The organism is Streptomyces sp. NPDC104367 (genome assembly GCF_055583825.1).
In genome coordinates, this window is the sequence record NZ_JBVJND010000050.1 from 15,550 (window position 1) to 34,807 (window position 19,258).

Genomic DNA, 19,258 nt, shown 5'->3' on the forward strand with positions numbered 1-19,258 from the left:
GGCCATCGTGGGGACCCCATCACGGGGGGTATCGTCTGCGCCGACGCTCCGTCACTCTGCGAGAGCCGAGGGGGACTCGTGGACGTTTTACCGACGTCACCGGCCCAGGTGCCGCCCCATCTGCTGCACGACCCACGGTTTGTGCAGGCCGCCCGCGCCCGCGACTTCCCCACGCTGTTCGCGATGGCCCACGGCCACGGGGTGAGCTACTACCGGATCAGCGAAGCGTGCGGCATCAAGCCGCAGCGGGTATCCCTGATCGCACGGGGCGAGGCGACCGTGACCACGCTGGAGGCAATCGAACGGGTCGTTGACGCGTTGCGGATTCCGGGTGCCTTTCTCGGGCTTGCTGCGCGACCCTGGGAGAGCAGCACCCCTGACGAGGGAGACGACCCCATGAACCGCCGCAGCCTGCTGCGCGGTGCGCTCGCCGCCGGTCTCACCGGGGCGGCCCTGACCGCGCTCACCGACACCCGCCGCTCCCTGGAGATGACGCTGACCGGCGACACCGGCACCGCCGAGCTCGCCGACCTGGAGGCGGCCGCCGAGACGTACGGCTACGGCTACCACGGCCAGGCCCCGGCACTGTTCCTCGCCGACCTGGCGGAGGACTTCGCCCGCCTGCGCCCCCTGCTGAGCACCCCTCAGCCGGTCGCCACCCGTGTCCGGGTGTGCCGAACGGCCGGGCAGATGGCCGGTATGGCGGCCATCGTGCTGCACGACCTCGGCTCCCGGACCGAGGCCCGCCGATGGTTCGCCCTGGCCGCCATGGCGGCCCGCGAGTCCGGTGACAGCCAGCTGCACGCGTGGACGCTGGCCCGCGAGGCGATGGTGCCGCTCAACTACGGCGCGCCGACGACGGCGGCCCGGCTCGCCGAGCAGGCCCGGCAGGTGGCCGGGGACCGGCCGACCGCCGCGGCGACCCTCGCGGCCGCCGTCGCCGCCCGCGCCTACGCCCTCGGCCGCCAGCCCGAGCAGGCGCGCGACGCGCTCGCGGCCGCCGAGGCGTCCATGGAGCGACTCGACGCCGGCGCGCGGGCCGACACGTGGCTGACCCACGGCGAGCAGAAGCACCACGTGCATCTGTCCCACGCGTTGACCGCGCTCGGCGACACCGGCCGGGCCCGCGAGAGCCAGGCCCGCGCGCTGGAGCTGTCCGCGCCGACCAGCACCATGACGCGGAGCCTGCTGACCATCGACGCGGCCGCGTGCGTCCACCACGACGGCGACACCGAGGAGGCATGCCGGCGGACCGTCGCCGTGATGGCCTCCCTCCCCGACGCCTTCCGTACCGGACTCGTCCACCGCCGTGCGCTGGACGTGTACCGCTCGATCCCCGCCCAGCACCACGGCGAGCCCGCCGTACGGCAATTGCGTGACGTCCTGGCCGCCTAACTCACGGGCGCGGGCGCGATCTTCGCGTGCACACGCTAAACGGCAGGTCGGGCCATGGAACACCGAAGGGGGGCCGCTCCAGAGCGGCCCCCCTCGTTCGTTGCGCGGTCAGACGGTCCCGTTGGCAACACCGTCGAGGAGCGCGGCGAAGGCCTGCGCGCCAACGATCAGATTGGGCCCACCGGTGTGCACCTTGGAATCGCGTACAGCGATCCACGAGGGGAAGACCGCCAGTTCCACGCACTCGTTGTTCGCGGCGCTGTACGTGCTCTTCGTCCACGCTGCGGCCGCGATCTGCGCGGGGGACGGTGGCGGGTTGAGGGTCATGCAAACTCCGTTCGTGCGTCGGCCAGCATGTGCAGGCTGGTCGACGTGTCGGCCGCTTTGGAACGGGCATAGTCAAACATCAACTTGTATGCCTGGACGTCCTCGGGTGCGTCGAGGTAGACGCCACGGCGGTGCAGTTCGAGGTACACCACACCCATCGCGTCTGCGGCCTCCCGCGCATCGTCACGGCCGAGAATCAGGTAGTGCCCGCCCGACCCCGCCGAGTGGCCGGCGCTGAACGGCAGCACCTGAATATCGACGTTGGGACGCTGCGCGAGGTCTTCCAGGTGCCCGATCTGCTCGGCCATCACCTTGTTGTCGTCCGACGGCCGGCGCCTGAGCGCCGACTCATCGAGCACGGCCCACACATGGAGCGCGGGCGACCGGTCCAAGATCGCCTGACGCTTGAGCCGTGCCTCAACCTTGCGTTCGATCTCGTCGGCGTCCGCGCGGGGATCCTGGGCCTGATGGAGAGCGAGGGCGTAACCACGCGTTTGCAGCAGGCCCGGCACCAGGTTGTTGGCGTAGATGTGCTCGTACTCCGCGTAGTCCTCGAACGACAACAACGGGTCCATCCACTCCGGGAACCCGGGTTGCCCGACCCACCAGCCATCCAGCTGTGTACGCACCAGCTGTTCCAGCGCCTCGCGTTCCTCCGCCGAAGCCTGGCAGGCCACGGCCAGAGACCGGATGGTGGGCACGGTCAGTTTGGCCCGGTCCTGCCAGTCGAGATACCGGTTGACCGTGCCGACCGAGACCCCGGCGGCCTTCGCCCACTCGGTCTGTGTGAGCCCGGCCCGGCTACGGAGGCGTCGCAGTCCGCGGGCGATCAACATTCGCCCGGCCGGTCCGGCCGTTCCCCTCGCGGCCATCAGGCCCATCCCTCCTGTTCGCCCATCACCGTCGTTGTGCCCAACGGCAAGGTCATCACGCAGAGGGTACGCGGCAGCAGTCACCTGGGTCCCCTTCCGGACTGGCCACTCTCCCGACTGGAAATTCAGTGATTTTCACTGGCTCGGGTACACATCATTGAAATTCAATGGCATGGTGTTCAACAAGAAGCCCCGCGCACACGGTCGGTCGCCTGTGGTGACTTTGACAGGGGCTCAGGTTCTCGATGTTCGAGAGGCCCACCCATGCCGACGGTGCCGACGTCCGCCGATGATGTACGCGCGGCCGTATTAGACCCGCTGTCGATGACGGCGCAGCAGACCCGGCAGATCCAGGGCAAAAGCTGTGCCCGCTGCCCCAGAACCGATGAGTTACGCCCGGGTGGGATGGCGTATGTGCGGAGTGGCCCGGACGGTACCGGCCGCCTCGGGCACCCCGTCAAGGTCTGTCCGGACCACGTGAACACCGGGGGGACGTGGTGAGCGCGGCCACCACGTCCCTGCGGTGGGCGGAGCCCCTGGAGACGTGGACGCCGGGCACTTCGGCCGGGCCCCGCCTGCGGGCCGCGTGGTCGGTCCGCCGTGCGCTGCCGGTACGGATAACCGGGACCGACATCGTTCGGATCACGTCGAGCACCTGGGGCGAGACCAAGAGGTATCTCACCGAGCACCGGGTGCCCGTCGGTCCGGTGCTGGTCGTCGTCCCCCGCGCGTGCGTCGAGGTGGTCGTGCCGGCCGGCACCGCCGCCGCTTGGCCCGCGCTGCCGTCCACGGTCTGTGTGTCCGGCGCCGTCGTGCGCTGCCCGGCCCCGACCGTCTACGCCGCCAGCGGGCTGCCCCCGGTCGGCGGCCGCCTGTGGGTAGTCCCCCCGATCCTCGGCCATCCCGAGGACGTGACCTGCGCCGACGCACTCGCCGAGGCGGTCGGCGCGGCCCTGCTGCGCTGCGCGCGCTGGACGCGCGCGGCACTGACCGCTCATTCCCGGGAGGCACAGTCATGAGCGACCCCACGAGGCCCGAGGTCTGCGCCGTGGACGTCGACTGGGGGGCACTGCCCGCGCTGCGGCAGGTCCCCCCGCAGGGCACGGCCCGCCCCGCCGTCCAGCCCCGCTACGAGCCCCCGTTGAGCGAGTCCTGGACACTGCCGGGGACGGACCCGGGCACCCCCAGGCAGGCCCGTGCGAGCGTCGCGGCCGCCTGCCGTCACTGGCGCCTGCCCCGCCAACTGGACGAGTCGGTTGCCCTGGTCACCAGCGAGCTGGTGACCAACGCCGTGGTCCACGCCCACGGGACCACGGTCACCGTCACGGTCTATCTCTCCGCGCGGCACCTGTGGGTCGTTGTCGATGACGAGGGCAGTCCCCGCCAGGAGATCAAGGCACGCGCGGCCGACGCCGACGCCCTCGGCGGCCGCGGGCTCCAGCTGATCGGGGCCATCGCCGCCAACTGGCAGGCCGCCGCGACCAGCACCGGAAGCCGCGTGTGGGCAGCCCTGGACATCCCCCCGTACCGCGAGCCCGACGCCCACGGCGCCGCCACGGACGACGCTACCCCCCACCCCCACGACGAGGACGCCGATGTACCCCGCAGCCACGCATGACCCCGCCGTCTCCGCCCCCGAGCCGTCGGCGCCGGGGTGGAACATCCGTTGGACCTGGCCCGTGCCCGACCCTCAGTTGTACGACCGGATCCGGCAGGTGGTGTCCGAGGCGTACGAGTCGATGGGCGCCCGCCCCCACCAGGCCGACACCCTCTCCGATCTCGCCGCCGACCTGGCCCAGCAGGTCATCACCCAGACACCGGGCATCGCGTTCGTCAACGTGACGGCGACGATCGAGGGCGCCGCCGCCATCGTCAGCGCCGTCCCGTCCGCGACCCAGGACGCCGGCATGTCCGCGCCCCTGTACCTGCGCGAGCCGTCGGCCGAGGAGCCGAGCACGGTGACTCACCAGGTGGCCGCCGGGATCCTGATCGTCTCCACGGTCCCGATAGAGGTCCGCAGGCGGCCCAACCGCGACCTCGGCCGGTCGGTGAGCCACCGCTACCGCACCGACGACCCCGACGCCCCGGAGCGCGCACACAACAACTCCGCGCTCGCGCTGGGCGTTTGGGGCGCCAGGCAGGAGCTCGCCGTGACGCTCGGCCAGGAGGCACGCGCACTCGTCGCCTCGGCGGTCGCCGCCGGAACCGCCGAGGTCTGGGTGATCACCGCGACCGATGGCCACCGTCGGGCCAGCGTGCACGCTTTCACCATGGCCTGCGCCGCCGGTCACCCCCCGGGTCTGCTGTTCGACCGGAACACGGCCGCCGCCCTGCGCCAGGCCGCCCACCTGGACGCCGATGCGTGTCCCTGCGTGGCCATGGCACTGCCAGACCCGGACTGGGCAGGCCGACCGCTCTTCGTCAGCCCGGCCGTGGCTGCCGACCCCGTGCCCGCCGACCCGGTGCCCGCCGAGCCCGTGCCCGCGGCCCTTTGACCCGCAGGCCCGCGCCTCCCCCGACGCGGCCCCTGCGGCGTGCCCCCGCCCGTACCGGGCGGGGGCACCGCACGTTCGAACCGGAGAGAGAGTTCATGCCCCGCTCAGAGATCACCGCCACCGCCCCGCTCAACGCGGGTCTCGACGCCCTGTTGATCCTGCTCGACTGGCAGCAGCACGAGCCGGCCGACGTCCTGAGGGCGCTCACGGAGGCCCCCGACCACCTGCGCCAGGCACTCGTCACCGCCCGCCTGTGGCGCCTCATGGCCCCGGTCGACCACGCCGACGTCTACGCGCTCCAGGTCGTCGCCGAGGATCTCGCCCGCCACGGCCCGGCCGTCCTGGACCAGCACGGCGCCGCCCACGTCACGCCGATCGCGGAGGAGTGCTCATACCTGGCCCGCCTGGCCGGGGGCACGGGCCGTTGGCCCGAGCCCGTCGACCGCCGCAGGTCCGTGCGCGCCGCCCGCGTCCGCCTGGACGCCTACCAGGAACTCAGCCCGACCCGGCAGGCCGTCGTACTCTCCCGGCTGACGCCGCCGGAGGAGACTTCCACCCGGTTGCTGCGGGCCCTGGCCGACAGCACCCCGGCCGCCCCCGACCCGGCCCGGGGCGCCCGCCTTGAGAGGACCCTGGCCGAGGCCGCCACCTCCGCCGTCCAGGACGAACGACCCAGCCGCCATGCCGAGTTCGTACGCGAGCAGCTCGCCGAACTCCCCCGGCCCTGGCAGCAGCACGTGATGCGCCGCATCGGCGCCGGCACCACCCCCACCGACGCGGTCACCGTCGCGCGGCTCGCCCGCAGCCGGTACGCGCCCACGAGCGCGTAACCCCCAGGCTCCGCAGGGACAGGACCTGCGGACGGCGCCCGCCGCCCTGATCGTCTCCCTGGCGGGCGCCACCCCCAACCTCCCCCGCACACGCGGGAATCCGCTACCGACCCCGGAGGCCTCATGGAGACGCTCACCGGCCATCTCGCCACGGCGGCCGCCAGCCTGCGCATCCTGGACGAGCCCGACCAGCACCCGATGAGCGAGCTGGTCACCGCAGCCGAGACGGCACCGCTGGAGGTGTTCAGGGCCGTACTCGCACAGGAGCTGTGGCCGACCCTCACCGCGGTCGACCGCCTCGGCCTGGCCGTCGTCGTTGCCGACGGCCGCCGCCTGGCCCTGGCGCGCACGGCCGCGCGGATCCGCACCGAGACGGCGCGGCTGCCCGCGCTCATCACCACCACCCGGCACTACGCGGCCGCCTGCGACCCCTCCGGCCCCTGGACCGCCGACCCCGACCGGCCCGCCCAACTCGACCGCGCCACCGACTACCTCACCGTCTGGCGGGCACTGCGGCCGACGTGGCAGACCTACGTACTCGCCACGCTCACCCGCCGCGACGAGACGCCCGCGGCCCTGCCCCCGCTTGAGGACGTCCTGGCGTACGCCGCCAAGTACAGCGCCGACGCCACGGTCCCCGGCGATCTCCGGCACGGAGCACACGCGCGCGTCCAGGTCAGCCAGATGCCCCAGGAATGGCAGATCCACGTCATGAGGGCCCTGGACGCCGGCGCCACGGTCCCGCAGGTGATGACCGACGTGGCCATGGCCCGCGCCATCGCCCACAACCAGTACGGCATCACCACCACCAGCATCACCGAGGGCACACCTCCGGTCCCCGTCGGCCCGCACCGGCACTGACCCCCGCCCCGCCCGGCGCACACCCGGGCGGGGCCTCCCTCCCCCGCCCGACCGGCCGCCAGCCCTACGGCCCCGCCCACCGGAGACCCCATGACCGCCCGTACCGTCACCGTCCGCCCGCGAATCGACGTGAACCGGCCCGCTCACGCCCGGATCATCGACCACCTCATGGGCGGCACCGACACCTACGAGGCCGACCGGGACGCCGCCGCCGTTCTCCTCCAGGTCCACCCCGGCGCCTGCCTCCAGGCCCGGCAGGCCCGCCTGTTCGTACACGCAGTCCTCGGCCGGCTCGCCACGGACGGCACCCGCCAGCTACTCGACCTGTCGTGCGGCATGCCGTGGCGCCCGCACCTCCACCACACGATGCAGGACCGGCAGCCGGACGCCCGCACCCTCTACTGCGCCGCCGACCCCGCCGCCCTGGCCCACGCCCGCATGATCCTCGCCGAGGAGCCCACCGAGACGACCGCCGACCTGGACCCCGGCGCCCCCGGAGTCCTGGACCACCCAGCCGTCCGCGCCCATCTCGACCTGGCCGAGCCGGTCGCCGTGGTCGCCGCCGGATTGCTCGACCGGCTCGACGACGCCGCCGCCCGCCGACTCCTGCGCGAACTCGCCGCCCTCCCCGCCGGAAGCTCGCTCATCCTCAGCACCACCGTGTGCGCCGATACCGTCCAGGCCCGCCTCATCACCATGACCATGGAGGCCGCTGCACCCGGACAGTGGGGCACCCTGCGCACGCCGGCCCAGGTCATAGCGCTGCACCCCGCCCTCAACTCCCGGTTCCGCGCCGTCCACGGCAACGCCGCGCCCCAGCTCGCCACGGCCGTGGTCGACACCGCCGAGCTGACCTAGACCCGCTGCCCGCGCACGCCGCTCAGCGCGGGCAGCCACCACCCGGCGGCACCCTCCGGCCGCCGGAACCGGCCCCGCCGCGCACCCGTGCGCGGCGGGGCCGACGCGTTCCCCGCTCCGCCCGGCGGACCGGTTCGCGTGTGCGCGCCAAGGAATCGGCATCGTTGAAGGGACGCGAGGTCCCAAATAGGCCAGCGAACAAGGAACTCCGCAACCGCGAAAGAGAAATACGCAGGTCAGGACCTCCGCAATTGAGAAGCCGTGACAAGGGGGAAGGGATCGTTCCGCAAGGGTGAAGGTGGATCAGTTCGCGGCGCGACGAGGGGAGTTGACTTGAAGCACCCCCGGGCGTACCTTCTTTTCCAAGCGCAGCACCAATGCTGTCGCTCAGTACTACGCGCACCATCCGAGCACGCTGTCCCCGAGGGGACTAGTGCACCCTGAACCCGTATTGGTTCAAAGGGGACTCGGGTGTCTTTTTTTACCCAAGCGGCAGAAGTCGCTTTAGGCATGTCCGAAAACAAACGATTTCTCGGGAGGACCACCGTGAGCGACCCCCGAACCGACAAGACCCTTCACATCTCGTGCGGGCGATTGAGCATCCGCACACCGCTACCGACCGCACGCACCATAAAGGCCACTGCCGTAATTCTCGTTTCTGTGGCGACGTTGTGGATTCACCCGTACCAGATTGCAGGCGCCCTTGATCAGAATTCTCCGTCGTACAAGCCACCCGCCGCCACGGCGCCGGACACCTCAATTTCACGGACGAGTCAGAGGTAGGAATTCCACCAGGAATTTCAGACGACCGTGAAGCTGCGCGCTTCGCGGATTTTTTTGTACCCTCACGCCCCACATTTGTGCAGGTATGTACACATGTGGGGCGTGAGGGGTGCATGTCCCAGGGGCTCTCCCGGACACCGGTGAAGCCGGCGCCGGAGCCCTGCCGTTGGGCGCCACGGCTACGTACGCACCCACTTCCAGGGGCGTTCGTCGCGGCCGCACGCGACTTCATCGACCGCACGCACTGTGCTCGCCGCCTGACCACAACCCCCTGTAACCGCCGTTGCCCCCGCCCGCGAGCTGCGGACGAGGGCAACGGCATACCTGACGGTGTTACGCGCTCTTAGGCGGCCGGATGGTCGTCACCGTGATCACGGGCGGCTCAGTGGCGGGGCTCACCATGTACGTGACCGCCAACGCGCCGAGCAGGCCCGTACGGTCGTCCTCCGCCCCGGCAGTCCGAGCCAGGGTCGGCCCGCCGTACGGATCGGCGGCCAGCGCCTCCAGGTCCTCCAGCAGCGTGCCCAGCGTCGTGCCGGCGAGCAGCGCGCGCATCGCCTCCCGGGACAGAGCACCAGGGGCGATCTGCGCCAGCCGCTCCGCGCCGTCCAGCTCGCGCAAAGCAGCACGGGCGGTGTCCGTGAAGACCACCCGATAGCGTCGCGTCACAGCATCCCCGCCAGCGCGGGGAACACGTCACCGATCTCGTACGTGGCCGCAGCCGCGGACCGGACCATGTCGGCCGCCGCATCAGCGCCCGCATCGGAGGCCGTCTGCGCGACCGCCCCCCACAGCGCCACCAGCGCGAACAAATCCGCAGGGTCCGCGTCATCCAACGCCGTCTGGAAGCGCGCACGCAGCTCAGGCGGCAGCGCACGGCGGATCGTACCGACCGTACGAGGCCGGTCCATCGGCCCCACATGGCCGAGGGGCTCAGCTGACATTGGGCAACCTCCCGATTCAATGCCTCCCCAGACTACGCGGGCAGACTCGGCAGCGTCAGGCCCTCCGGCGCGGGACCGGGCCGTCACCCCTCCCGGCCGCCCGGCGGCCACCAGGTCGCCAGGAACGCGGCCAGGGCCTCCCTCTGGCGGGTTTCCTCGGCCAGCACCTCACGCAGCCGCTCGCGGTCGATGTGCGGCCGGACCGCTGCCATGACCAGGCGCCGCAGGTCGGCCGGCTCCAGCGCTTCCACCTCCCATTGCACCGGGCGGGCCGGATCGAGTCCGTGCCGCTCGGCGAAGGCCGGCCACCGCGGATCGGTGCTCTTGCCCACCGCCGGCGGAAGTTCGTACCGGATCACCTGATCAACGGTCAGCGCCACCCGCTCCACCGTCGCCCAACAGCCCGCCGTACGGTCCACCCAATCCCGTTCGATCGATTCCCCGGACGCGTCCAGGTCACCGACGTAAAGCAACCGGGCCGGCCGGGGATCAAGGCCCGCGCGCTCCCTCACTAGCGCGGCGTACGACTCCGAGGCGAATCCCCGCACCACCAGGACGGGAATGCCCAACGGCCCGAGCCAACCGGAGAGTTGCACCCTCAGCGTGTCCTTTTCCGCGCACACCCACAGGGCTTCCGCCTGGCCGGCCGTGCGGTCGAGGCGGAACAGGTCGGGCACCGCTGCCAGCAGCTCGCCCACGTCCGCGTACGCCGGCGGTTGGTGGATCTCCCGTAGCGCGTCCACCAGGTCCGGGAACCGTCCCTCCCGGCGAGCCCGCGCCAGGTGGGAGGAGAGGCGCCGGTACATCGAGGCCCGGTTGGGCAGCGCTCCCGCCGAGATCAGCCGGTACCAGCACTGGCGGAGCGTGACCTCACCGCCGTACTCGGCGACCACGGCCCGAGCCCGTTCCTCCACCTCCGACCAGCGCACCCGCATACCGGTACATGTACCCGTCGAGGCCCGCTAGGCCGGGATGGGGCGGCCGACGTCGACCAGGAGCCCGGCCGGGACGCCGTCGCGGAACCAGTCTCGGGCCAGTTCCGAAGCCATGCCCACGGCCCCGTACAGCAGCGGCCCGGCCCGATCGCCCATCGTGCGGGCCGCGTACTCGGCATCGACGGGCAAGCCCAGGTAGGCCCGTCCGGGCGTTGGCCAGGTGAGATCCCGGGCCCGGCCGTCGGCTCCGGCACACCACGCGTGCTCAACAGGCCAGGCGACATCCCAGGCCAGGCCCTCGACGTATGCGAGCTCACCCGACGAGGCCCACGCCCAGGAGACCGACTCGACATAGCACCGGCCCGGCTCCCCGGGCGGAGGCCCGTCCCCGGGCCAGGGGGCCGGGACGAACAGCCGGCCGCAGGCCAGCAGCAGCGCGGCCAGGCCGGAGTGAGCCCAGCCCGGCCGCGCGGGTGTCGTATCGGCCTGCCACCGCAGGTGACCGATGAGTTCGGCTTCCGCCTCGGCGAGCGCGGCCGCGCCCTCGGCGCCGCTGGTCTGACTCACGCGCCCCACCGTACGGGCCCCAACTCACCAGAAGGCCCAGAACGGACCGACCTCAGCGCAGTAGCAGCCATCACACCGGGTACAGACACCGCAACCGGTGTCACAGAGGTCGGTCCGCAGGTGGCCGCACGCCGGGTTGATCGGGACTTCCCCCGGCATCGGGCAATAGCACTCACCATCCGGGCAGCCGCGCCGACACTCCCACTCCGGTCCCAAGTCAGGTGGCAGGCCGCACTTCCCCGCGTGACCCCTGATCTGCGGGCAAGGACGGCTGACACCATCAATCCAGATCGAGCAATACATGGTGAACAGCCCGCCGGGCGGGATGTACCAGCGCTCATCCTCACGCCGTTGTCGCTCCGCCCACCCGGCCGCCAGTTGGCTGTACCAGTCCTCGGCCACCGGCTCAGTCGACATGACCGCCACCGTAGCGGCCGCGGCTCACCACCCGGCCGCGACTCGGGAAGACACGAGCGAAAGCACCTTAGCGTGCACACGCTAAGGCGTCCCGAAAACGGTCGGTTTTGGGACGGTAGCCGCGACGAGCCGACACGCCGCGCGGGTGTGTCCCGAAACCCGTCCCGAAAACCGGGGGGTCCGAGCACAATTCGAGACGGGTTTTTGGGACACTCACGCCTATGCCCACGAATCCGAACGACCAGGCGCAGGCCGAGGAGGCCGCGCGGGCCGCATTGGTCGAGCAGCAGGAGTGCCCGCGGTGCGAGGTTCCGCCCGGTTCGCCGTGCCGGACCCGTACCGGCACGGTGGCGACCGTGTATCACTCGGTGCGGTATGACAACGTGCCCACCCTCCGATCCGGACCGCCGATCCGGACCCCGAAGGACCGCGCGCCCGGCAAGGCCTGGCGGCCCGGTGTCCGACTCGACGTTGCCCCGCCTCCCGCCGACCGGGTCGGCGACCGGATCGGGTACGGGCGGGTGAGCACCCGTGGCCAGGATCTCGAAACGCAAGAGCGGTTGCTCAGGGCGGCCGGGTGCATCGAGCCTCTCTACGTCGAGACGATCAGCACCCGCCAGCCGGACCGGCCGAAGTATGCGGCCGCCCTGGCTGCTCTACGCCCGGCCGACATCCTGACCGTCACCATGCTCGACAGACTCGGCCGCAACATGGTGGAGCTGATCACCAGCGCCCAGGACATCGAGCACCGGGGTAACCGGCTGGAGATCCTGCAAGGCCCGATGGCCGGCATCTATGACCCCCGGGGCGCGGGGAAGATCGTGTTCGCGATGTTCGCGGCGTTCGCCGAGGCAGAGAGAGAGTTCATCCGGGACCGGTCGTTGGAGGGGTTGGAGACGGCCTCGGCCCACGGGAGGTTCGGCGGCCGCCCCCGTGCACTCGATGACGACGCTCTTGCCGTTGCGCGCGACCGTCGGCGCCGCACCCCGCCGCAGTCCATTACCGCCATCGCCCGAGACCTCGGCGTGGGGCGTTCAACGCTGTACCGGGCACTCGCCGAGGACTGCCAGGAACAGACGTAGTGACGGCCGTCAGGGCTGCGGAGCGCCATTCCGCGGAGGCTCCCCCGTGCCGGTAAGGGCGCGAAGAGCATCGGCCATCCAGGACGGCGGCGCCGTCAACGGGGCCTGGACCGCGGCGCGCAGCTGTCGAAACCAGAGGTCCGGATCTGCTTCGAAGGCGGCCCCGATCGCGTCGGCGTCGATGTCCTCCCGGAACTGGAGGAGGAACGTCAGGAAGCCAGGGTCCCGGCCGACCTCGGCGCACATCGGACTCATCCAGTTGTGCAGCGTCTGCAGGCGGTCCACCATCCAGCGGGCGTCGGCCTCGGCGACGTCGCTGGGGTGCAGCAGCGTCCCGTCTGCGCCCAGGTCGACGTACAGGCCGCGGAACTTGGTGGTGTTGGTCTGGGCGGCCGCCGCTGTTGCATCGGCCAGCATGTCGCTCACGGCAGCCGGCGTGTCCTGGTCGACCAGGCCGCGCAGCACGAGGTGCCCGAAAGCCGCCTTGGCTCCGTGGCCGTTGAACATCTCGGAGAACTCGCGAGGTGACAGTTCGCTGCGGTACCGCGTGGGGATCATCACCACCACCAGGCACAGGTGCGCCTTGCCCAGCTCTTCGAAGCCGAGGGCGGCGTTGTAGTACGCCTCCGCCCACTGCTGCGCTCCCAGGAGCAGCGTGGCCGCCTTGAGCTTGCTCCCGGCGCTCTCGCATGCCGCGGCAGCCACTCGGGCGAGTTCGCTGTCGTCCGGCACCCGGACGCTCTTCTTGTTCATGCGCCACCCTGGCACTGGAACGGCGAGCATCTCAACGGGTTTCGGACCACTCGCACCGCCGATTCCTCATCCGGTGCACGCTGCGGAGCACAGGGCCCCGGGCTGATCGACCGCCATATCCCAGCAGGCCAACACATCCTTCGGGTTCCACCACTCCACACATCTGCCTACTTCTGTTTTGGCCCGGTGGGGGTGGCGGTAGCGGGCCACAGGCCGGGTGGAGACGCCCCGGAGGGCCTGGCGGCCCTCCGGGATGGTCTGGCGGGCGCCTTCGGCGCGTTCACCGCCAGACCATCCCGCGCAAGCGCGGGACGCCAGGCCGGGCGCCTTCGGCGCGTTCACCGGCCTGGTGGCTGGTCCTGCGCAGCAAGCTGCGCGCACCGGACCAGCCATCTCCGCCCTCCCTGCGGCCCGCTACCGCCACCCCCACCCGTCGACAGCGGGCGCAGCCTTCGTGAAACAGCATCAAAACCCTTCCTGAGCTGGGATTTTACGTAGAAAGATGAGCCGAGATGCTGTAAAGTTAGTCATGTCGGAAGGGGCGGCACACCCCGACCGGCGACCAACATCACCGAGGGAAGGAAGACCCGATGACCCAGTTGTTGCCGTCGGCGCTGGAAGGCCGACGCGGGAATGTCCGCGTGGTGGACTCGCTGGCCGCCAAGGGCTACCCGGGTTACGTGAACGGGGTTCAGCGGATGGGGACCGTGAGCGACGTCTACGGGTGGACCAAGGTCCACGCGCACATCAACCTCTCGCCGGACGAGGCGTACGCACTGACCGACAAGCGGTCACCGCACGCCCTGTACGAACTCATGCTGATGTCCGCCGGGACCACGCACCGGCCGGGGTTGCACGACCACTCGCCCGAGTTCGCGAAGGCGCTCGGTGTGGTCGCCGCGTGCTTCGCCGAGCACTGCCGCGCCTACGAGCTGAGCCCCGTGGTGTCGTGGAGCTACGACCCGAAGACCTTGGACCGCGAGTCGATCCAGGGCGAGAAGCGGTTTCACGCCCACCTCGTCGGACGGACCCAGAAGGACCGCACGGAGGTCGCGGGGCGGGCCGTACGGGTGGCGGACCTCTCCGCAGTCCGCGCCCGCCGGATCGTTGAGGAGGCGTCCGTACTAGGCGCCCTGCTGAGCGCGGACGTCGTGGACCGCGACGCCTTGCGGGTGCTCCAGCCCGTTCCGGCGCTCTCCACCCACGCGGCCACGGCCACGGCACAGTTCCTGTTGCCGCAGGGGTGGCAGAGCCTCACCGACCCGGAGATCTACGCCGATCTCGTCTACATCCACCGCAAGCTGCGGAAGATGTATGACGAAGTGCTGCGCACCTGCACCACCGGCACATCCGGACTGTGGCGGCGCCCCGCCGTCCGGGATTTCGACCCGGAGAGCATCGACATACCGTTGCGCACCGCGACCCGCGCGACGCTCGCGCACTACCTGCGCGCGCTGCGCCCGGAGATCCTCTCCGGGCCGGTCGAGCGGTCCCGCACCGCGCACGTCTACCCGCTGGCCGATCTGGCCTACGCGGTCACCATCGCCGAGCAGGAAGGACGGGTGTACCTGCACCTGCGTACCAACGTGTTCTCCGACCTCGGAGGCGCGGGGATCAGCATCATCGACGGAGTCATAGTGAAGACAAAGAAGGGAGTAGGAGACATGCGCGTCGATGAGATCGCGGCCCGAAGCGCGTTCCAAGCCGACTTCCTGCGCGGACTCCACCTGCACCCGATGGCAGCAGGGGCCCTGTTCCCCAGGCTGTGACAGCCAGGGGTGCCGGACCCGGTAACGGGCCCGGCACCCCACCGCCCCACCCGTACGGCCCGCCCACAGGCGGGCCGTACGGCGCGGAAAAGGACAGCCGCAAGCGGCTGGGGCCCGCCCCCTTGAGCGCCCTTCGGGCGCGGGGCGGACTAGCGGAAACGCCGCCCCCTGAGTGGCCTTCGGCCACGGGCGGCTTTTCTCTGCCCTTCGGGCAGGCGCTGCGCGCCGGGCCCCCTAAGCGCCCTTCGGGCGCGGGCCCGCCCCTGCGGGGCTAAGGAGCCGCCTTCGGCGGCCGGCCCCCATGTCCCGGGCGCTCTCCGGTGGTGAGCCTGAATGCTGTAAGGTTCGATATGGCGAAACTGGATGTGAGGCGACGCCATCGCCGGCCGAAGACCCGGCCGGTCCGGACACCGCTCCCCGAAGGCAAGGAACCCATGCGGAAGATCGCACTCTTCGGACCGCCCGCCACGGGGAAATCCACCCTGGCCAAGTGGCTTTCCGTGCAGCTGGGCGCCTCGCACACAGACCTTGACGACATCCTCTTCACCCCGGGCGGCCCCCTGCCGCTGCCGGAGTTCCGCCGGCAGGCGGGAGAGATCACCCAGCAAGACGCGTGGATCGTCGAAGGGAACTTCTCCAAGCTCGCTGACGTGGTCTGGTACCGCGCCGACGTGCTCGTGTGGCTGGACTTCCCGCTGCCCCTGATCCTCTACCGCATCGTTCGCCGCAGCCTGCGCCAGCTCAACGGCCGCGACGACAGCCCGCAGGCAAAGCGGCTGACCTGGAGCAAAGCATTCTTCGGTCGCCGCTCACTGCTGCGCACCGCCATCCGCAAGTACCGCAACAACCGGCCCCGCTACGCCGAGCAGGTAGCCGAGACAGCCGGCCGGGGCGTCGAAGTGGTCAGGCTCCGCACCCCGCGCGAAGTCGCCCGCTGGAGGAGCGAACTGATGAAAGGGCCGGCGGAGGGCCACCCACAAGGAGCGACCCGGCACACCGCCGGCCACTAACCAACATCTCCGCGCCGGCACAAGGCCAGCGTGAGGAAGTACCACCAGCCTACAAGGCACCCCCGTCCGCGACCGACAGCCGCTCAAGGAACACCATCGTGATCCCCCGCAACCGGCCAGTGATCAACGAGGCCGACATTGCCCAGCAGGCAGGCGTACCCATCGCCACATGGCGGCGTCGAGACGCCCCCGCGTTCCGCCAGCGCGTGGCGAGCCTCTTCCCCGGCAGCCGAGTCCTGATCTACGACCTGGCCCAGGCCCGTGCCTGCCTCGCGGGCACGCCCATTCCCGCGCTGCCCGCCGGAGAACACCCCGACGACCTTCTCAATGACGAAGAGACGGCCGCCGTCCTCGGCGTCACGGCTAGCACCGTCCGCGCCTACGCGGCTCAGGGCTACCTCTCACGAGGCAAAACCCTCTACAGCGTCCGCGTCTGGCCCCGCCGCGACATCGAAGAACGCCTCAACAACCCGCCCGGACAGGGAAAGGGAGGGGGCCGACCACCAGGTACGGGAACAGGCCCGCGGAAGGCGCACGCCTACGAGGACGATCCCCGCCTGCGCACCGCGGCCTCAGCCCTTAGCAGTGCTGGCGACACCCCGCGCCATCACATCGCGGCATCCCTCGCCCAGCAGCACGGCGGGTCAGCACGCACCTGGGAACGTCTCCTTACCCAGGCCAGCCAGACCTCCCCGCCTGACTGATCAGGTGATGATACGGGCGGAGTTGTCGGACTGCGCCCAGCTCACCGCCGTTTCGCGCACGTCACCGGCAGCTGACCGCCCCTGACCACGAACCAGTCCGTACCCCACTGCCCGCACTGCCGGTACTGCTCGCCCCGCCACGCGATCCGGCAGGACGTCAGGACCTCCCCCTTACGCGCGTACCTGACCAGGGGGGATCGCACCGTGGCCACCGGGTTGTCGTTCCACGCAGGCCGGCGGATCGCCGCTCTCTCCTTCACCTTCACCGTCACGCACGTGCCCCTTGCCGCTCCAGCGGCCGGACCAGCAGCGGACGCGGACACCGCCGGCGCCAGCGACACCAGCACCGACGCGGCCACCGCCACGCACCTTGTCAACATCGTCATACCCGCCCAACCCCCGCGCGGGCGCACGGAGTCACGGCACGGGCCCCACGATCACCCCTGCGTGCGACGCAACCGCCCGAAGTCCCCAGCGGGCCGCACGGCCAGGACGCGCACCATCCTGGCGAAGACAAAGCGGTGCGGCACCGACGGGGGAACGGTGCCGCACCAGCCCCCCAGCGTAGAGCCGGCCCGGCCGGCACACGGCCGGCACACACCGGAATAGCCAGAAGCAGCCGTGGTGCAGAACCTTCGAGAACGCGGCATCCCGCCGGGGTTTACATGGCGGGCCGCATGCCGGCCGCCGCCATCGTCGTTGTGCGCGACCCCATGAGCGACGGGGAGGGGAGCGGCGGCCGCCCGAGCTTCGGTCGCCGTCCCCCGGGACCGCCCGGGGCCGGTCGCCGTACTGCCGCCGTCACGGACGCGCGTGCGTGAGCAGACCGCACCGCCCGGCCGTGGCTGGCGGGGGGCACCTGCTGCCGCGCCGTGGCCGGGGCCGGTGTGGTCACTCCGTGTCGGCGCGGGCATCGTCGTGGCCGGGAAGCGTGCCGACCACGGCACACGTGGCCGGGGCCGACGCGCCGCCGCCGACCTCCCCGAGATCACTTCGCGTGTACACGCTAAGCGAGGCGGAAACTCCGTAGAAAAATGCCCCTGACCTGCGGAAACGCAGGCTCGCCTACTTGCCCCGCTGTCACGGAATGCTGTAAAGTTGTTCTTGTTCGGAGGGGGCGGCACCCCGACCGGACACCCCCTCAACTCCCACCCGAAGGAGCCCGGCATGGCCAGCCTGTTCCCCGCCTACGCCCCCACCGTGACCCGCATCGGGTTCGCCCAGGTAACCCGGTTCGACCCCGCCACCTGCACCGAGGAGGACGTGCCGTTGGTCCTGGTCGGCATGACGGTTGCCGAGACCGATCAGTGGGAGTGGATCACCGACACCCTCGTCCCCACGGGCCGCGAAGTCCGCGGGACGAAGGTCTATCTCAACAGCGGTGAACTACTCGGCGTGACGCTCACCGTGGGGAGCGGATGGCACGTCGAGCACCACGACACGGTCTTGACCGGCGACTTCGTCACCGTCCCGTTCCCCGGCCGCCGGGGCACAGCCCGCACGGAGCGGATGGCCCTCCAGCAGCTCTACAACGCCCGACTCTCCGCCGTACGGCAGGCCTGCGCCGAGAGCGAGCAGCGCCGCCGGGCGCGCGAGGCCGCCGCGGCGTAGGCCCTCACGGCCCGGGGCGGGACGGCACCCGCCCGGGGCCGGCGGCCCCCCGAACGCCGTCGACCCGGGGTTAGCGTGTGCACGCTAACCCCGGGAGAAGCTCCGAAAAGTTCTCTGACCCGCGAAAACACGGGCACGTCAAGTTGTCCCGATGTCACGAGTTGCTGTAAAATTGTTCTTGTTCGGAAGGGGGCGGCACCCCGACCGGACACCCCATCAACTCCCCCACCACCGAAAGGAAGTTCTGATGACCATTCACGAGGCGGCAGCCGTTGTTCAGGCCCTCGGCTACGACGATCTGTCGGCCCGGTCCGTGGCCTACCTCGGTTCGCCGAGCGGCTGGCAGTTGCTCGCGTTCCTGGACGACGGCACGTCGGTCCGGGTCGACCTGGACGCCAGCCGCCGCAACGCCAGCGTTGCCGTAGGGGACAGCGAGACCGAGCGTTTCACCCTGACGGAAGAGCCGTGGTGGATCCAGTCCGGCCGCATCGCCCATGTCGCCAACCGGCTGTGGTCGAAGCAGCGCGACCAGGCCGCCGAGTAACTCCCACGCCCGGGGCGGGACGGCACCCGCCCCGGGCGGCACCCCATCAACCACCCACGCCCGCAAGGAACGGAGCCACCATGGCCATGATCATGACCGCGATCCCCAACGCGATGACCACATGGGTCGCCATCTACGGATGGGGCTGTGAGACGGACGCCCCCGCTCTCGTCATCTACGCGACCGCGACCACCGAGGAGACCGCGCGGAAGCTCGCCGACCAGGCCGCCGAGCAGTTCGGGTGCGAGGAGGTACCCGAGGGCAGCGACCAGGAGCCGCAGCTGTGGGCCGTATTGCGCGTCCCCGGCGGGAACCTCCCGCCGGAGGCCGACGAGTACGCGGCCGTCCTGTACGTCAGCGAAGGCGACTGAACACCACCGGGGCCCGGCCAGCGGGCCGGGCCCCGGCCCGCTCGCCCGACTCGAAAAGGTGTGTGACCTGCGGTTTTCCGGGCATCGCAATTTGCCTTGCGTCATGGGTTGCTGTAAAGTTGTTCTTGTT

General features: G+C 71.0%; 22 protein-coding genes. 14 read left to right on the top strand and 8 right to left on the bottom strand.

Going from position 1 to position 19,258, the window contains the following annotated elements; genetic code table 11:
* Positions 1-78 precede the first annotated feature (78 nt).
* Complete coding sequence (locus ACZ619_RS42495; protein ID WP_469611170.1) at positions 79-1,395, top strand: hypothetical protein; 1,317 nt, start codon at positions 79-81, stop codon at positions 1,393-1,395.
* Between the two features lie 108 nt (positions 1,396-1,503).
* Here the strand turns inward: ACZ619_RS42495 and ACZ619_RS42500 are convergent, their stop codons facing one another.
* Together ACZ619_RS42500 and ACZ619_RS42505 are read right to left on the bottom strand one after the other, a co-directional pair.
* A complete protein-coding gene (locus ACZ619_RS42500; RefSeq protein ID WP_469611171.1) occupies positions 1,504-1,722 on the bottom strand; it encodes a DUF397 domain-containing protein in 219 nt (72 codons plus the stop codon).
* Positions 1,719-2,603, bottom strand: coding sequence for a helix-turn-helix domain-containing protein (locus ACZ619_RS42505; protein ID WP_469611173.1), 885 nt, complete (start codon positions 2,601-2,603; stop codon positions 1,719-1,721). Before ACZ619_RS42505 ends, ACZ619_RS42500 begins: the two co-directional genes overlap by 4 nt.
* A 488-nt stretch (positions 2,604-3,091) precedes the next feature.
* On the opposite strand from ACZ619_RS42505, the gene ACZ619_RS42510 reads away from it, so the two are divergent.
* The 6 genes from ACZ619_RS42510 to ACZ619_RS42535 all read left to right on the top strand — a co-directional run bounded on the left by ACZ619_RS42510 (position 3,092) and on the right by ACZ619_RS42535 (position 7,638).
* Positions 3,092-3,613: a hypothetical protein gene (locus tag ACZ619_RS42510; protein WP_469611175.1), complete on the top strand. Its 522-nt coding sequence runs from the start codon at positions 3,092-3,094 to the stop codon at positions 3,611-3,613.
* Positions 3,610-4,212, top strand: a complete 603-nt coding sequence (locus ACZ619_RS42515; RefSeq protein ID WP_469611177.1) for an ATP-binding protein — start codon at positions 3,610-3,612, stop codon at positions 4,210-4,212. Before ACZ619_RS42510 ends, ACZ619_RS42515 begins: the two co-directional genes overlap by 4 nt.
* Positions 4,190-5,089, top strand: a complete 900-nt coding sequence (locus ACZ619_RS42520) for a hypothetical protein (protein WP_469611179.1) — start codon at positions 4,190-4,192, stop codon at positions 5,087-5,089. Before ACZ619_RS42515 ends, ACZ619_RS42520 begins: the two co-directional genes overlap by 23 nt.
* Before the next feature lie 95 nt (positions 5,090-5,184).
* Positions 5,185-5,919, top strand: coding sequence for a hypothetical protein (locus tag ACZ619_RS42525; protein ID WP_469611180.1), 735 nt, complete (start codon positions 5,185-5,187; stop codon positions 5,917-5,919).
* 123 nt (positions 5,920-6,042) lie between these two features.
* Positions 6,043-6,780 carry a hypothetical protein gene (locus tag ACZ619_RS42530; RefSeq protein ID WP_469611182.1) on the top strand — a complete coding sequence of 246 codons (738 nt, stop codon included), beginning with the start codon at positions 6,043-6,045 and terminating at the stop codon, positions 6,778-6,780.
* 90 nt (positions 6,781-6,870) lie between these two features.
* Positions 6,871-7,638 (top strand): SAM-dependent methyltransferase, encoded by a 768-nt coding sequence (locus ACZ619_RS42535; protein ID WP_469611184.1) that lies wholly within the window; start codon positions 6,871-6,873, stop codon positions 7,636-7,638.
* 1,116 nt (positions 7,639-8,754) lie between these two features.
* On the opposite strand, the gene ACZ619_RS42540 is transcribed toward ACZ619_RS42535, so the two are convergent.
* From ACZ619_RS42540 to ACZ619_RS42555, 4 genes are all read right to left on the bottom strand, one after another.
* Positions 8,755-9,090 (bottom strand): hypothetical protein, encoded by a 336-nt coding sequence (locus ACZ619_RS42540; protein WP_469611186.1) that lies wholly within the window; start codon positions 9,088-9,090, stop codon positions 8,755-8,757.
* A complete protein-coding gene (locus ACZ619_RS42545) occupies positions 9,087-9,365 on the bottom strand; it encodes a hypothetical protein (protein WP_469611188.1) in 279 nt (92 codons plus the stop codon). Before ACZ619_RS42545 ends, ACZ619_RS42540 begins: the two co-directional genes overlap by 4 nt.
* Positions 9,366-9,448: 83 nt before the next feature.
* Positions 9,449-10,258, bottom strand: a complete 810-nt coding sequence (locus ACZ619_RS42550) for a hypothetical protein (protein ID WP_469611190.1) — start codon at positions 10,256-10,258, stop codon at positions 9,449-9,451.
* Positions 10,259-10,327: 69 nt separating this feature from the next.
* On the bottom strand, positions 10,328-10,867 hold the full coding sequence (locus ACZ619_RS42555; RefSeq protein ID WP_469611192.1) for a hypothetical protein: 540 nt from the start codon (positions 10,865-10,867) through the stop codon (positions 10,328-10,330).
* A gap of 638 nt (positions 10,868-11,505) precedes the next feature.
* Between ACZ619_RS42555 and ACZ619_RS42560 the strand changes: the two genes are divergently transcribed.
* Positions 11,506-12,366 carry a recombinase family protein gene (locus tag ACZ619_RS42560; RefSeq protein WP_469611194.1) on the top strand — a complete coding sequence of 287 codons (861 nt, stop codon included), beginning with the start codon at positions 11,506-11,508 and terminating at the stop codon, positions 12,364-12,366.
* A gap of 9 nt (positions 12,367-12,375) precedes the next feature.
* On the opposite strand, the gene ACZ619_RS42565 is transcribed toward ACZ619_RS42560, so the two are convergent.
* Entirely contained in the window at positions 12,376-13,119 is a 744-nt protein-coding gene (locus ACZ619_RS42565; RefSeq protein ID WP_469611196.1) for an AbiV family abortive infection protein, read from the bottom strand.
* Positions 13,120-13,709: 590 nt separating this feature from the next.
* On the opposite strand from ACZ619_RS42565, the gene ACZ619_RS42570 reads away from it, so the two are divergent.
* The 3 genes from ACZ619_RS42570 to ACZ619_RS42580 all read left to right on the top strand — a co-directional run bounded on the left by ACZ619_RS42570 (position 13,710) and on the right by ACZ619_RS42580 (position 16,602).
* Entirely contained in the window at positions 13,710-14,888 is a 1,179-nt protein-coding gene (locus ACZ619_RS42570) for a hypothetical protein (protein WP_469611197.1), read from the top strand.
* 434 nt (positions 14,889-15,322) lie between these two features.
* Positions 15,323-15,898 (top strand): P-loop NTPase family protein, encoded by a 576-nt coding sequence (locus tag ACZ619_RS42575; RefSeq protein WP_469611199.1) that lies wholly within the window; start codon positions 15,323-15,325, stop codon positions 15,896-15,898.
* Between the two features lie 98 nt (positions 15,899-15,996).
* Entirely contained in the window at positions 15,997-16,602 is a 606-nt protein-coding gene (locus tag ACZ619_RS42580) for a DNA-binding protein (protein ID WP_469611200.1), read from the top strand.
* Positions 16,603-16,643: 41 nt separating this feature from the next.
* On the opposite strand, the gene ACZ619_RS42585 is transcribed toward ACZ619_RS42580, so the two are convergent.
* On the bottom strand, positions 16,644-16,874 hold the full coding sequence (locus ACZ619_RS42585) for a hypothetical protein (RefSeq protein ID WP_469611202.1): 231 nt from the start codon (positions 16,872-16,874) through the stop codon (positions 16,644-16,646).
* A gap of 895 nt (positions 16,875-17,769) precedes the next feature.
* Here ACZ619_RS42585 and ACZ619_RS42590 point away from each other — a divergent pair.
* The 3 genes from ACZ619_RS42590 to ACZ619_RS42600 all read left to right on the top strand — a co-directional run bounded on the left by ACZ619_RS42590 (position 17,770) and on the right by ACZ619_RS42600 (position 19,128).
* The gene (locus tag ACZ619_RS42590; protein ID WP_469611204.1) at positions 17,770-18,213 is read left to right on the top strand and encodes a hypothetical protein; all 444 of its coding nucleotides are present in this window, start codon (positions 17,770-17,772) and stop codon (positions 18,211-18,213) included.
* 247 nt (positions 18,214-18,460) lie between these two features.
* Positions 18,461-18,757, top strand: coding sequence for a hypothetical protein (locus ACZ619_RS42595; protein ID WP_469611206.1), 297 nt, complete (start codon positions 18,461-18,463; stop codon positions 18,755-18,757).
* Between the two features lie 80 nt (positions 18,758-18,837).
* On the top strand, positions 18,838-19,128 hold the full coding sequence (locus tag ACZ619_RS42600) for a hypothetical protein (RefSeq protein ID WP_469611208.1): 291 nt from the start codon (positions 18,838-18,840) through the stop codon (positions 19,126-19,128).
* Positions 19,129-19,258: the final 130 nt, after the last annotated feature.